Consider the following 13015-nt stretch of genomic DNA (forward strand, 5'->3'; position numbering starts at 1 on the left):
AGGTCTCCGATGGAGCGCGGGCGGTACGCAGATAAATTTCTTGACTTATTTATTCATATTTTTATAGCTCCTGAGACATGGACGCGCTGTGTTCTGCCGGTCCGAAGCCGTTTCTTGGTGCCCACTTTTCTCGGCATGATTTAATCAAGCCATTCAAGATACTGACGATTTTCGATGGTTTCGAAGCTGCAAAAGCCCTTGCCTGCAAGACGGAGCCGTGAGGCATCCTTCTGGAGGTCTCGCCAAGGCGCCACCATTGACTGGTCCATCGGTGCGGTCGCCAGTATGCTTGCCGTCTTTTCCCTGATCACAGGAAACGCCTCCCTGGCGCGGGCGGGCGACTGGCCTGTTTCGATCGAGACCAAATACGGCGTCACCAAGATCGACAGCGCTCCTCAGCGCGTGATCTCCCTCAGCTATACCGGGCATGATTTCCTTCTATCTCTCGGAGTGAAGCCGATTGCGCTTCGCTCATGGTATGGCGGCTATCCGCAAGGCGTCTGGCCATGGGCCCAGAACGCCCTCGGTGATGCCCGGCCTGCGATCATGAGTGGCCAGATCGACATCGAGCGAATTGCGGCGATGAAACCGGACCTGATCGTCGGGCTATGGTCGGGGATGAGCGCGAACGACTTCCGGATCCTGTCCCAAATCGCTCCGACCGTAGCGCCACAGACGCGCTACGGGGACTATGGGACGCCATGGCGGGTCATGCTCACGACGCTTGCCGAAGCAACCGGGCGACAACAAGAGGCTGAGCGCATCATCGCGGCCTACGACCGGCGCATCCGTGACATCCAAAACGCTCACCCGGACTGGCAGGGAAAAACCGGAGCGGTGGTCTGGGCTGCACAGCTTGGCGCCTATACCGCCGGGGACATCCGCACCCAACTGCTGGGAGAGCTTGGACTCATCATCCCTGAGGCCATCGAAAGGCTTGACGTCAGCGGCAACTTCTATGTCACGCTTTCAGAAGAAGACCTTGCACCAATCGATGCGGACGTTCTCATCTGGCTGGATGCCGGAAACTCAATTGACCAGATCCGCTCCATTGCCCTGCGCGACAGCATGAGGGCGCGCCGCGAGGGCCGTGAGGTCTATGCCGATACATTGCTTGCCGGCGCACTCTCGCATTCCAGCCCGCTGTCCCTGAACTATGCGCTGGACCGGCTTGTTCCGCTGCTTGAGCAGGCGCTCGATGGCGACCCGGGAACCGAAGTTGCCAGCACCAGGAAGGCGGGCTTGCTGGAATGACGATCGCCTCCATCCTCCCACGCCCGGGGCTGGCGCGACCAAGGTCTCGCGCGCGCCTCGAAGCGGTTCAAGTTATCATCCTCTGCGTAGTGCTGGGCGCGCTTGCCGCACTTGCGCTGACGGTCGGAACCAGGGCTGTCAGCCTGCAGGAGGTTGCGTCGAGCTTTCTGGAATATGATCCGGCGAGCCCGAGCCATATCGTCGTTCAGACCTTTCGGGTGCCCCGGTTGATTGCCGCCCTTCTCGTCGGCGCAGCGCTGGCGGCGTCGGGAACCTTGATGCAGGACATGACGCGCAACCCGCTTGCCGATCCCGGGTTGATGGGCGTAAACGCAGGGGCTGCGTTCGGCGTCGTCCTGGCCATATGGCTGTTTCGGATATCCGACCCAGGCATGTTGATATGGCCTGCCATTGCCGGAGCCGGACTAAGCGGTTTATTCGTTCACGCCCTGGGAAGCGCGGGCGGAGGCGCGTCGACACCGATCCGCTATCTCCTGGCGGGCGCGGCGACCAGCGCGCTCTTGTTCGGACTGATCCGAATGCTGCTTCTGCTCAGCCAGGAAACCCTCGACGTCTACCGTTTCTGGATCGTCGGGTCGTTGACCGGAACCCGGCTCGACGACCTTGTCCCGTTGCTGCCCTTTTTCGGGATCGGGTTTGCCGGTGCCATTGCGGGGGCAAGAATGCTCAATGCCCTGAGCCTTGGGGAGGATGCCGCCCGTTCACTTGGGACCGATCCTGCCGTTATCCGGATCTGGAACATGGCAGCCGTCACATGCCTTTGCGGGGCTGCCGTGGCGCTCGCTGGCCCAATCGGCTTCATCGGGCTGGTCGTTCCCCATATCGCCCGGTCTCTGTTCGGCGTAACATCACTTCGGGTCCTGATCTCCGGCACTCTGATCGGTGCGATCCTGCTCCTGAGTGCGGATATTGCCGGGCGGCTCGTCTTCGCCCATTCGGATCTGCAAGCGGGTGTCACGGTCACCCTGATCGGCGCTCCGGTGTTCATCTGGCTCATCCGCAGAACGAGGCTCATGCGCCAATGACAAGAGGCCATCGCCTTCTTCGGCTCGGACCCATTCAGATCCGCTTCTCCTCGATTGCCGCCCGGCGGGCCTGTCTGCTCGTTGGGCTCACCGTGCTTGCCGTCGCTATTGGCAGCGAAATTGGCACCTATCCGGTCGGAGCACTTGATATCGGAGCGGCGCTGTCCGGTCAGCTTGACCGGATCGACGCGTTGATCCTGCTGGACTTTCGCCTGCCCCGGCTTGTGGCAGCCCTCGTGAGCGGCGCGGCATTTGGGGCGGCCGGGGCAATCTTTCAGGCGCTCTTGCGCAATCCATTGGCCACACCGGATATCATCGGCCTCGCGGCAGGTGCCAGTGCAGGTGCCGTCATGACCATCGCTTTTGCCGGGGGCGCAGCGTGGCTTCCGGGCGAAGCGCTTCTGGGAGGTGCTTTTCTGGGCTGTCTGGCGGCGGCGGTGATAACCTTCCTCCTCTCCTTGCGCGATGGCCTATCCATCCACCGGCTGGTCCTGGTGGGTATTGGAGTCAGCTTCACCCTCGCGGCGCTGACCGACTTCCTGCTGACAAGGATGGATATTCTGCGCGCAGGCGATGCCGCCAAATGGCTCGCCGGTTCGATAGACGCGCGCAGTTGGCCTGAACTGGCGTTACCCATAGCGGGCATCGGCGCGCTTCTGATGGCAGCGCTCTGGCTGCAGTATCACCTCAACCGCATGCAGATGGGCGACGACCTCGCCACCAGCCTCGGCATCCCGGTCAACCGCACCCGGATCGCACTTTCGCTCGTAGGTGTCGCGCTCACCGCCTTGGCGGTTACCCTCGCCGGCCCGCTGCCTTTCGTCGCCCTGATCGCCGGACCGATTGCCAAGCGGATCATCGGAACGAACTCGGCGGCCATTTTCTCCGCCAGCCTCGTCGGAGCGCTCATCACTCTTTGCGCAGACATAGCCGCGCGAAATGCCCTGGGTTCGGTGCAGCTGCCGACCGGAGTGTTCACTGCCCTGATCGGCGCGCCCTATTTCCTCGCGCTCCTGTTCTTTCAAATCAAACGCGGACACCTTTGATGCCTGGATCCGTATCGACGCAGCGCCTGAAGGCTGAAGACCTAACCGTCCGCTTCGGCACGCAAACCATCCTGCCCGGCCTCAGCCTCCAGATTCCCGACCGAAAGGTGACGGTGATCGTAGGTCCGAACGCCTGTGGCAAGTCGACCTTCCTGCGCAGTCTGGCCCGGCTCACATCGCCCCAGGGCGGCGCGGTCCTTCTGGACGGCAAAGACATCCGAAAGCAAGCGAGCCGACAGGTAGCGCGGACGCTTGCCATCCTGCCGCAGATCCCGACCGCACCGGAGGGTATCCGGGTCTATGACCTCGTCGAACGTGGACGCATTCCCTACCAGTCGGCACTCAGGCAGTGGTCCGCACGCGATCGCGAGGCTGTCGAAACGGCGCTTGAACTCACGGGCATGAGCGATCTGGCCGAACGATACGTTCAGGACCTCTCCGGCGGGCAACGGCAGCGAGCATGGATCGCCCTTTGCCTTGCGCAGGAAACCGACATCGTGCTGCTGGACGAGCCGACAACCTTTCTCGACCTTCCGCACCAGATCGAAGTGCTCGAACTGGTGCGCAAACTCAACCGGGAGGCCGGGCGGACGGTCGCGATGGTACTGCACGACGTCAATCTTGCTGCGCGCTATGCGGATCACATGATTGCCCTGAAAGACGGCACCGTCATCGCAAAAGGGGCCCCCGAAAGCGTGGTCACGGCCGACACGATGCGCCGCGTCTTCAGCCTCGAGTGCCACGTCATGAAAGATCCGGTGCGCGGCACGCCGATGATCGTGCCGCTCTGACCGACGATGCGATCCATCCAGCGCCCAGAACATCCTCTTCACCCGAGCCGAAGCGAGACCTCAAAAGATGCAGACCGCACCCGACTTCAAATTGCGCAGCACGCTGGTCCTGACGGGTCTTTCGGTCCAGGAAGCCAGCAATTTCCTCAAGCATCAGGCCGAGCATCACAATCTGAAACTTACCAAGGATGAAGAGGGCAACCTGAGCTGCGCGACGCCTTTCGCGAACGTTTTCCTGAAGGTTTCGGGAGACACACCCGAGATCGTCGTTCAGGCCGCAAGCCAGGACATGCTTTACCTGGTTCAGGAAGATCTGTCAGAACACCTGGGTGAACTGGACGCTGAACGTGCCGGAAAAATGCAGTGGAGCAGCATCTTCACTCCAGGCTCGTATCCGCCGAATTTCCGTTTGGCCGAAGTGATCAACGTGAGACGTGTCAATTCGTCTTATAATCGCGTCCGCATCAAGACGGATGGTCTTTCGGATTTCACCAGTGGAGGAATGCACTTCCGGTTGCTGATCCCGGCGTCGGGTGCCCTGAAAGCCGTTGCCTACCCAACGATCGGTGAAAACGGCCAGACGGTCTGGCCAAAGGGTGAGGATGCACTGCATCGGCCGGTCTACACGACGCGCAGGGTCAACATTGAACAAGGATGGCTTGAATTCGACGTGTTTCGACATGCCGGAGGGCGGGCGACCGAATGGTCCGAAAAAGCCGTTCCCGGCACCGAAGTCGGCCTGATGGGCCCGGGAGGCGGAACCTTGCCGAAGGCGAGCCGAATTCTTCTTGCCGGCGACGAGACAGCACTTCCTGCAATATCCCGGATAGTCGAGCACCTTGAAGCTGACGCATGCGGGACGCTTTTGCTGCTGACCGACGAAGCCACTGTTCCTGAGGATGTCGCGCTTCCTGCGGGAGTGAGTATCCGGCTGGTGGAAAGAGGTAGCTCTCGGCATCCGCTGCTCGACGCAGTGAAGGTTTCTTCCCTTCTCCAGGAGAGCCCTTATATTTGGTTCGCCAGCGAAAAGTCCGAGACGAAGGCCGCCCGTTCCTATTTCGAAACCTGCGACTGGTTCGATCCGCAGGCCAGCTATATTGCTGCATATTGGACAGCGCGCTGAGGGGACATCGCGCCGCCCGGCACTTCACTTGACCGGGAGCAATACCCGGTCGAAGAACCCCTTGAGCCCGACCTGATCCTCAAGCGGCAGGACGGCACCGACATATTGATCCGGCCGCACGATCACGGCCGCGCCACGCAAACGATCGATACCGCGCATATCGAAGATATCGACACCACTCTTTTGGTCGGCACAAAAAACCTTCTCGTAGTCGGTCAGGCCATATCGTCCCTTTTCCGGTCGCAAAAGTTCAGGCATCTCTCCGATCTCCACGTCGCGAAACCCCTGCTGCAAGACCGCCCGGATATCGATGACATCGTCAACATCCCTGCCGTCCTCCGTGTAGCGGTGAATGAGCCCTTCTCCGTTCTCGTTCAGAAGCTTACAGGTCCGCTCAAGCGACGACCGCTCGCCTGCGGCAAAAAGGAAGACACGCCAACGACCGTCGGCGACATTGACGTGCCCCAACTCAATCGGCTTGCCATCGGCGAGGCGCACGACAGGGGCTGCATGGAACCGCATGCCGACGGGAAAGCCAGTCGCGAGAGCCTGGTGGTCCGTTTCACCGGTCAGGACCGAAGGGCGATAGAGCGTCGCGGTGCCGGCCGTGTAGCGACCGAAGCGCTGGAAATACTTGCGAAACTCCTCCGGATCGACACCATCCGGGTTATCGTCTGCCTTGGGCTTGGCGCTGAACATGGCCGCCCACTCCCGATCGAAGTCGATCAGATCCTGCGCGATCTGTTGGCGCTCGACGGAATAGGTTTGCAGGAGCCCGGGAGCAGCCTTGCCCTGAAGGACATGCGCCAGCTTCCAGCCGAGATTGAACGTGTCTTGCATGGAGACATTCATGCCCTGCCCGGCTTTGGGGCTGTGGGTATGGCAGGCATCTCCCGCAATGAAAACCCGCGGATCTGCCTCGTCGACGCCGCGACCGCAAACATCATCGAACCCGTCGCAAATACGCTGACCGATCTCGTAGACCGACCACCACGCAACCTCATGAACTTCCAGGCTGTAGGGATGAAGGATACGCCTTGCGGCCGCGATCAGGTGGTCGGCGGCAATGTTGCGGCTGGCGACACGCTCGTTTTCGCTCAGCTTGTCCATCTCGACATACATGCGCACAAGGTAGCCGCCTTCGCGCGGAATGATCAGCAGGTTCCCCTCTGCCGATGACTGGATCGCAGCCTTCATCCGCACGTCGGGGAAATCGGTATCACAGAGCACATCCATGACACCCCAAGCCTGGTTGGCGCTGTCACCCGTCAGTTCCCGGCCAATGGAAGAACGAACCTTGCTGCGTGCACCGTCGCAGCCGACCACGTATCTGGAGCGCACGATCTCGTCGCGCGTCTCGTTGTCCGCCATCTTGTGGCGCAACGTCACCTCGACCGGATAGTCTCCCCGTTCCCGGTCGATGGACAGATCAACGACTTCGCAGCCATAGTCCGGTTCAAGTCGGCTGGGAGAATTCCGCATGACCTCCAGATAGAAATCGTGAATCCGCGCCTGATTGAGGATCACATGCGGGAATTCCGACAGGCCATCTTCCACGTCCTGAACACGGCTGTGGCGTGAGATACGGCGGCGCTCCAGATCGTCGGGCTTCCAGAAGGTGGTTTCGTTGACCCAATAGGCTTCACGCGCGACCTTGTGCGCGAAACCGAACGCCTGGAACATTTCCATGGTACGGCATGCGATGCCATCGGCCTGCCCCAGCTCCAATGGGCCATCGCGGCGTTCTACAATCCGGGTCGAGATACCCGGAAAGGCGCTGAGCTGCGCGGCAAGGGTCAGGCCGGCGGGCCCGGTCCCTACGATCAGGACATCGACCTCGGCATTGCCGATAGCCAGTCCTGTTGCTCCATAGCTTCGGGCATCGGGCTTGATATCCGGGTCACCTGCACGAAACCCATTGAGGTGAAATTGCATGCTTGCCTATCCTCCCCGTCACGGCAGACCCTCCAGTTGCCGAGACCTGTCCAATGCCTGGTTTACAGCGTCAGCCTGGATTTATAATAAGCATGCTTATCTATTTCGATAGGCAATTCGTTTAACGACAGTTGGAAATCTGCCGATGCAAAAGCTCAGGTCTTTCGGGCGACGATAAATCGCGCCGGCGGCGAGGCCGGAAAAGTGCCGGTTTCAACGATGTCAAACCCGGCGTCTTCGATCATTTTTTCCAGCTCGGATTTTGAAAAGAAGGTAATCGGCGGGGCCTTTCCGAAAACCTGCATGAGCCTGATCACCCAACGAAGCATGGCGCCTGTTTCACCAAGGCAGGCGGATTTGGAAATGAAAAGCCCCTTCTCGTTGAGGAGCGCGTGGACCTTTGCCAGCTCAGCGGGAACATCGCCGACGAGATGCAGAAGATTGAACGCCAGGACCGCGTCATAAGTCTCGCCGCGAGCCAAATGATCGGAAAGGGAAGCAACCTCGAAGCAAACATTGACGCCGACGCCAGACCGCTGCTTTTCGCGCGCGATCACAATCATCTCCGGCGCGATATCGCTCGCCGTCATGGATGCAACGCTGCCTGACAGTTTCAGGGCGGTGGTACCTGTGCCGCACCCAACTTCAAGAACGGAGTCGTCTCCGGAAATATGAGCCCTGGTGCGCTCGAGCGTGTGCTCGTATGCGATCTCGTCAGAGACCGGTTGCGCGGCGTACTTGCGAGCACGGCGGTTCCAGAACCTGGCATTTCCGGAACCAAAGTCGGAGGTTGCGTCTGTCACGGATCAGTGTCTCATCATCGGGCTAGGGTCGTTCAGGCACCTCCCTACTTCATGCACTTAAGAATATTAATTGCGAATTTTCGCACCTGACATATACACTTTTGCATGATTTCACCTTCCAAATCCTTCGACTGGAATCAGGCTCGTGCCTTTCTCGCCACCGCAGAGAGAGGATCCCTGTCCGCCGCTGCGCGCGTACTCAATCAGACCCAGCCAACCATTGGCCGTCAACTGTCCGCCTTTGAAGCCTCGCTGGGCCTTGTCCTGTTCGACCGGGTTGGACGCAAGCTGCTACTGACGGAAGCAGGTCGATCGCTGCTGCCGCATGTGCGCGCGATGGCGGAGGCCGCAGGCAAGCTATCGCTCATGGCCGAGGCGCGTTCTACCGACATGAGCGAACCCGTTACCATTACGGCCAGCGATGCCGTTGCGGCTTTCCTGCTACCAGGTCATCTCAAGAGGCTAACGGCACAGGCGCCGGGGCTGCGCTTTCGCGTGCGCGCTACCAACTCCTTGCAGAATGTGCTCAAGCGCGAGGCAGACATCGCCATTCGCCATGTCCGACCCGAACAGGGCGACCTCATCGGCAGGCTGGTCAGAAACTCGCAGGCAACCCTCTATGCAAGAGCCGACTATCTCGCAGGTCTTGGCGAACCACTGAGACCCGCCGACCTTGCGAGTGCATCATTCATAGGCTTCGACGACAGCGAACGGCTTGCCGGTCTTCTCAATGCCCGGGGGGTTCCGGTAACCGAAGAGAATTTTTCCTTTGCCAGCGAGAACGGCAACGTGGCCTGGGAGATGGTTCGCCGCGGCCTGGGAATCGGTGTCATGATGCAGGAAATCGGCGACGCTACCGACGGCATCCGCCCAGTGCTGCCGGATTTCGAACCGATCGACGTCCCGATCTGGCTGGTCGCTCACAGGGAGCTGGCGACCAGTGCACGCATTCGGCTGGTCTTTGACTATCTGGCCGATCATCTTTGATCCGGTTGCGGGACCGGATCGAGACAGAATGACCTTGTAAAATGGCGAGATAGCCTGCATAGCCGCCGCACCTGTTTCTTCCAGGGTGTGTCTCGTGCTCGATGTTCTCACAATCACCGGCGTCATCTTTATCCTGATTGCCATAGGCTACGGTTCCGTCGCGCGCGGCATGTTCGCGCCGGCCGAGCTGAAGGTGCTTGGCAAGTTCGTCGTCAACTTCGCGCTGCCGGCGCTCATCTTCAAGGCGGTGTCGAGCCGGGATCTGCAAGAGGTGTTCGACCCGGTCTACCTCTCTGTCTATCTCGCAGGATCACTGACAGCCTTTTTCGCCGGCTATTTCGTGAGCAGGCGACTGATTGGCAAGGCAAGTGCCGACGCAACATTTGCCGGCATGGGAATGTCGTGCTCCAACAGCGGCTTCATCGGCTATCCAATGTTCCTGATTGCCCTCCCCTCGCTTGCGGGAACCGTGCTCACGCTGAACATGATGATCGAGAACTTCATCATGATCCCGCTGGTCCTGCTCATGGCGGAACGAGCGGCACGCCATGGTGCTCCAGATGCAAGCCTTTTCCGTCAAGTCGGTCTCCGGCTGATCCGCAACCCCATCGTGCTGGCCATGCTGGCAGCCGTCCTCGTTTCTGTTGCGGGAGTGCCGCTGCCGGAAATTCTGACGCGGTCCATCGATCTCATCGCCGCGGCAAGCGCCGCCCTTTCGCTCATCGTTATCGGCGGAACGCTGGTCGGCATGAAGCTGAATGCGATCAATCTCAATGTCATCGCGATCCTGCTGGGCAAACTGCTTTTGATGCCCCTGGTCGTTGCCGGGGCCATCGTACTGCTCTCCCGGTTCGGCATCATGATCGCGGACCAGCGCCTTGCACAGGCGGCGATCATCAGTGCGGCCATTCCACCGATGGCGATCTATCCAATCCTTGCGCAAAGCTACGGAGCGGAAAAGGACGCATCGCTAGCCATGGCACTGATGACGGGTGCGTCATTTGTGACGCTGACCGCGCTGCTCTGGCTGCTTCAGTTCCCGTCCTAGGGCCACGCTGATTTTCATCTCGGATGCCTGCACGTCGCTCAGCCCGATATTCGGCTAACCTTTTCCGTCGAAGGCCTCGACCACGTCATACATGACCGGCTCGAAACTCTTGCACAGGGATGCGATATGACGGTTGCGTTCGCGCATTTCCGGTGACCGCAGCATTGCAAGGAAATCCTCCCGGCGTTGCCACTGAGAATAATTGGCTATGCGGGTCTGGGCATCGTTGACGTGCAATCCCGCCCCGATGAAACCGGGTTGCCTGCTGATGAAATTCGCATAGGCATCTTTCAATGCATCGAGAAGATCGTAGCAGGTGCCCGGTGTAAGCTCGAAGGTCGTTATGACCGTCTGGCAGGTCGACTGGCTGGATATTGTCGGCATGAGGTCCTCCATCTGGCTCGTCTTGCCGACAGGAGATCACAGTCCGGCCACTTGCGTCCATGCACAATGTCGCAAACAGCTGCTCAGCACTCAGGCCTGATCACGGCAAGGCCAGGCACAGCCATCTCCTCGATCGCACGACGAGCATATCCGGCCAGCCTCCTGAAGTGATGAGCCCGGACGCTCCCGCGGCGCCACGCGATGGTCAACTCCCGCTGCATCGGAAACCGGACAATGCGGCGCAGTTCCACATTCGCCTCACTGGAAAACTCCGAATGAATGTAGCCGGCCGGGAACAGGGATATTCCCATCCCGATGGACACCATCTGGCGCAGGGTATCGAGACTGGTGCCAAGGTAGTCCTCGCGAAGTGGCGTCTCCGTGGCTTCTGCAAGGGCGACGACTTCCTCGTAAAGCCGATATCCCGGCCCCATTGTCAGAAGACGCTGACCCTTCAGATCAGCCAGATCAAGAACCTGCTTTTCAGCAAGAGGGCTGGACGCATTGACGCCAAGTAAAACCTCTTCCTGGCAGAACACCTCTGCTTCGAGCCTTTCGGACAGAAGACGCGTTGGCGTCAGGACACAATCCAGCGTTCCCTCTGCCAGCATTGCGTGGAGATTGTCCGGACGCTCGTCCCGAATATAGAGCTCAAATCCGGGAATCTCGCGGGAGAGAAGCTTCAGCAGGTAGGGCATGAAATAGGGGCCGAAGGTCGGTGCGACACCCAGCCGGACCAGTCCACCGAGCTGCCCGACCTGGGCCCCGGCTCGCGAGACGATTTCGTCCAGCATCTCAAGCGACTGACGGGCGAGTCCGATCAGGCTTTCTCCAACCGGAGTTGGCCGAACCTTTCCCCCGCCCCGGTCGATCAGAACGACGCCCATGCTGTCTTCCATCAGCTTGAGCTGGGCGGACAGGGTCGGCTGCGAAACATTGCATCGTGCAGCCGCCCGTCCGAAGTGGCCTGTTTCGGCAACGGCGATGAAATACTCCAGCTGGCGTGGCGAGGGACGATACGGCATTGAGGCACTTACACTATGATAGATAAAAACTATCAATACAATACAATCAATATATTTCAACTATCTAATTGCCGTTCCCATATCCGGAGTGTCGGAAACGAAACTCTGGAGGAATGAAACAATGCACCGCCGATTGAAAGCCTTGCGGGATCAACACCGAACGCTCGACACCTTGATCGAGCGGGAAGTCATCCGCCCGGCTCACGACGTGATGCACGTCAGGACCTTGAAGAAGATACGGCTGCGGCTGCGTGACGAGATAGCAAGGATCGAAGCGCTCGTGCGGCGCGATACCGGCGCGCTGGCCTGAACGGGAGTACGAACTGATGTTTCCACTGTTCCCCTTCGCCTCTGCGCTTCATCCAGCCCGCAGTCCCTCCCGTCGGGAGACCAGGGAGCGCGAGCTTGAGGCCAGAATGAGTGCTTTCCTCGCCGCCAAGCGGGACGATGCCTCGACGAGTCTGATCAACGAGATTGCCGCCCAGCGAGATGCCTTGCGCGGCACACGGAACAACAAGACACGGACAGCGTGCGACTAAGTCCTTGCGGGGACACCTTGACGACCCTGCCTGTCCCACCAGGCAGGGTCTTTTTCTTGTTCCAACGGTCCGGTGACACGGCGACTTCAACCTGTTCATTCCCGGCTTGAAATGATGGCGACCTCTCGGATAGGGTCCCGTTTTCGGCATCTCGTTCCGAGCACATGCTGCCGATTTCATCGACTTTCTGCGTTACGACAAGGACCCGGGCATGAGCCAAAGTTCCTATTACTCGCCCGCTGGCGGCCATCCGCCGCAAACCCAGCTCCTGACCGACCGGGCCATGTTCACAGAGGCCTATTCCGTGATCCCGAAAGGGACCATGCGGGACATCACGACCAGCTATCTGCCGTTCTGGGACAAGACCCGTCTCTGGGTCATCTCGCGCCCCCTGTCGGGGTTTGCCGAGACCTTCTCCCAGTACATCATGGAAGTCGCGCCGGGGGGCGGCAGCCAGAAGCCGGAAACGGACCCGGAGGCAGAAGGTGTCCTGTTCGTCGTCAGCGGCAGCATGACGCTGACCATATTCGGCAAGATCTTCCAGATGGAAGAAGGCGGCTATGCCTATATCCCGCCGGGAACGGATTGGCAGGTCCTGAACGAGGGCGGCGAACCGGTCACCTTCCACTGGATCCGCAAGGCCTACGAAAAGGTCGAGGGGCTCGAAACGCCCTCCGCTTTCGTGACCAGTGACAAGGATGTCGCTCCGACCCCGATGCCCGGCACGGACGGAAAATGGGCGACCACGCGCTTCGTCGATCCGGCGGACCTGCGCCACGACATGCATGTCACGATCGTCACGTTCGAACCGGGTGCCGTGATCCCCTTCCCCGAGACGCATGTCATGGAACATGGGCTCTATGTCCTGGAAGGCAAAGCCGTCTATCGGCTGAACCAGGACTGGGTCGAAGTGGAAGCAGGCGACTACATGTGGCTGCGCGCCTTCTGCCCGCAGGCCTGCTATGCAGGCGGACCGGGCAAGTTCCGTTATCTTTTGTACAAGGACGTCAACCGCCACATGAAGCTGCGGTGAC

The 13015-nt window shown here is 59.9% G+C and carries 14 protein-coding genes; 10 read left to right on the plus strand and 4 right to left on the minus strand.

The features are described 5' to 3' along the window. Positions 1–174: 174 nt before the first annotated feature. The 5 genes from ACN0SY_RS01680 to ACN0SY_RS01700 all read left to right on the plus strand — a co-directional run bounded on the left by ACN0SY_RS01680 (position 175) and on the right by ACN0SY_RS01700 (position 5260). Positions 175–1254, plus strand: a complete 1080-nt coding sequence (locus tag ACN0SY_RS01680) for an iron-siderophore ABC transporter substrate-binding protein (RefSeq protein ID WP_417684025.1) — start codon at positions 175–177, stop codon at positions 1252–1254. Further along, entirely contained in the window at positions 1251–2300 is a 1050-nt protein-coding gene (locus ACN0SY_RS01685; protein ID WP_417684026.1) for a FecCD family ABC transporter permease, read from the plus strand. The genes ACN0SY_RS01680 and ACN0SY_RS01685 overlap by 4 nt, the downstream gene beginning before the upstream one ends. Further along, entirely contained in the window at positions 2297–3346 is a 1050-nt protein-coding gene (locus ACN0SY_RS01690; RefSeq protein WP_417684027.1) for a FecCD family ABC transporter permease, read from the plus strand. The genes ACN0SY_RS01685 and ACN0SY_RS01690 overlap by 4 nt, the downstream gene beginning before the upstream one ends. Beyond that, on the plus strand, positions 3346–4137 hold the full coding sequence (locus tag ACN0SY_RS01695) for an ABC transporter ATP-binding protein (RefSeq protein WP_417684028.1): 792 nt from the start codon (positions 3346–3348) through the stop codon (positions 4135–4137). The genes ACN0SY_RS01690 and ACN0SY_RS01695 overlap by 1 nt, the downstream gene beginning before the upstream one ends. A 67-nt stretch (positions 4138–4204) precedes the next feature. Further along, positions 4205–5260 (plus strand): siderophore-interacting protein, encoded by a 1056-nt coding sequence (locus ACN0SY_RS01700; RefSeq protein WP_417684029.1) that lies wholly within the window; start codon positions 4205–4207, stop codon positions 5258–5260. A gap of 24 nt (positions 5261–5284) precedes the next feature. Here the strand turns inward: ACN0SY_RS01700 and ACN0SY_RS01705 are convergent, their stop codons facing one another. Continuing rightward, positions 5285–7195: an FAD-binding monooxygenase gene (locus tag ACN0SY_RS01705; RefSeq protein ID WP_417684030.1), complete on the minus strand. Its 1911-nt coding sequence runs from the start codon at positions 7193–7195 to the stop codon at positions 5285–5287. 155 nt (positions 7196–7350) lie between these two features. Next, a complete protein-coding gene (locus ACN0SY_RS01710) occupies positions 7351–7998 on the minus strand; it encodes a class I SAM-dependent methyltransferase (RefSeq protein WP_417684031.1) in 648 nt (215 codons plus the stop codon). A 105-nt stretch (positions 7999–8103) separates the two neighbouring features. Here ACN0SY_RS01710 and ACN0SY_RS01715 point away from each other — a divergent pair, with 105 nt between their 5' ends. Together ACN0SY_RS01715 and ACN0SY_RS01720 are read left to right on the plus strand one after the other, a co-directional pair. Continuing rightward, positions 8104–8985 (plus strand): LysR family transcriptional regulator, encoded by an 882-nt coding sequence (locus tag ACN0SY_RS01715; protein WP_417684032.1) that lies wholly within the window; start codon positions 8104–8106, stop codon positions 8983–8985. Between the two features lie 94 nt (positions 8986–9079). After that, positions 9080–10033: an AEC family transporter gene (locus tag ACN0SY_RS01720; RefSeq protein ID WP_417684033.1), complete on the plus strand. Its 954-nt coding sequence runs from the start codon at positions 9080–9082 to the stop codon at positions 10031–10033. A 54-nt stretch (positions 10034–10087) separates the two neighbouring features. Here ACN0SY_RS01720 and ACN0SY_RS01725 read toward each other — a convergent pair whose 3' ends face one another. Both ACN0SY_RS01725 and ACN0SY_RS01730 read right to left on the minus strand, forming a co-directional pair. Beyond that, positions 10088–10417, minus strand: coding sequence for an antibiotic biosynthesis monooxygenase family protein (locus ACN0SY_RS01725; RefSeq protein ID WP_417684034.1), 330 nt, complete (start codon positions 10415–10417; stop codon positions 10088–10090). A gap of 83 nt (positions 10418–10500) precedes the next feature. Further along, positions 10501–11442 carry a hydrogen peroxide-inducible genes activator gene (locus tag ACN0SY_RS01730; protein ID WP_417684035.1) on the minus strand — a complete coding sequence of 314 codons (942 nt, stop codon included), beginning with the start codon at positions 11440–11442 and terminating at the stop codon, positions 10501–10503. Between the two features lie 121 nt (positions 11443–11563). Here ACN0SY_RS01730 and ACN0SY_RS01735 point away from each other — a divergent pair, with 121 nt between their 5' ends. The 3 genes from ACN0SY_RS01735 (at position 11564) to ACN0SY_RS01745 (ending at position 13014) form a co-directional block, all read left to right on the plus strand. Further along, positions 11564–11752, plus strand: a complete 189-nt coding sequence (locus ACN0SY_RS01735) for a YdcH family protein (RefSeq protein WP_417684036.1) — start codon at positions 11564–11566, stop codon at positions 11750–11752. A gap of 16 nt (positions 11753–11768) precedes the next feature. Further along, a complete protein-coding gene (locus ACN0SY_RS01740) occupies positions 11769–11981 on the plus strand; it encodes a hypothetical protein (RefSeq protein WP_417684037.1) in 213 nt (70 codons plus the stop codon). A gap of 211 nt (positions 11982–12192) precedes the next feature. Further along, positions 12193–13014, plus strand: coding sequence for a bifunctional allantoicase/(S)-ureidoglycine aminohydrolase (locus tag ACN0SY_RS01745; protein ID WP_417684038.1), 822 nt, complete (start codon positions 12193–12195; stop codon positions 13012–13014). Position 13015: the final 1 nt, after the last annotated feature.

Source organism: Roseibium sp., assembly GCF_048261595.1.
Taxonomy (GTDB): Bacteria; Pseudomonadota; Alphaproteobacteria; order Rhizobiales; family Stappiaceae; genus Roseibium.

Excerpts from the sequence above, each read along its gene's own strand:
- ACN0SY_RS01735 (WP_417684036.1), top strand. The coding sequence starts at position 11,564 with ATGCACCGCCGATTGAAAGCCTTGCGGGATCAACACCGAACGCTCGAC.
- ACN0SY_RS01690 (WP_417684027.1), top strand. The coding sequence starts at position 2,297 with ATGACAAGAGGCCATCGCCTTCTTCGGCTCGGACCCATTCAGATCCGC.
- ACN0SY_RS01745 (WP_417684038.1), top strand. The coding sequence starts at position 12,193 with ATGAGCCAAAGTTCCTATTACTCGCCCGCTGGCGGCCATCCGCCGCAA.
- ACN0SY_RS01680 (WP_417684025.1), top strand. The coding sequence starts at position 175 with ATGGTTTCGAAGCTGCAAAAGCCCTTGCCTGCAAGACGGAGCCGTGAG.
- ACN0SY_RS01685 (WP_417684026.1), top strand. The coding sequence starts at position 1,251 with ATGACGATCGCCTCCATCCTCCCACGCCCGGGGCTGGCGCGACCAAGG.
- ACN0SY_RS01705 (WP_417684030.1), bottom strand. The coding sequence starts at position 7,195 with ATGCAATTTCACCTCAATGGGTTTCGTGCAGGTGACCCGGATATCAAG.
- ACN0SY_RS01700 (WP_417684029.1), top strand. The coding sequence starts at position 4,205 with ATGCAGACCGCACCCGACTTCAAATTGCGCAGCACGCTGGTCCTGACG.
- ACN0SY_RS01715 (WP_417684032.1), top strand. The coding sequence starts at position 8,104 with ATGATTTCACCTTCCAAATCCTTCGACTGGAATCAGGCTCGTGCCTTT.
- ACN0SY_RS01725 (WP_417684034.1), bottom strand. The coding sequence starts at position 10,417 with ATGCCGACAATATCCAGCCAGTCGACCTGCCAGACGGTCATAACGACC.
- ACN0SY_RS01730 (WP_417684035.1), bottom strand. The coding sequence starts at position 11,442 with ATGCCGTATCGTCCCTCGCCACGCCAGCTGGAGTATTTCATCGCCGTT.
- ACN0SY_RS01740 (WP_417684037.1), top strand. The coding sequence starts at position 11,769 with ATGTTTCCACTGTTCCCCTTCGCCTCTGCGCTTCATCCAGCCCGCAGT.
- ACN0SY_RS01695 (WP_417684028.1), top strand. The coding sequence starts at position 3,346 with ATGCCTGGATCCGTATCGACGCAGCGCCTGAAGGCTGAAGACCTAACC.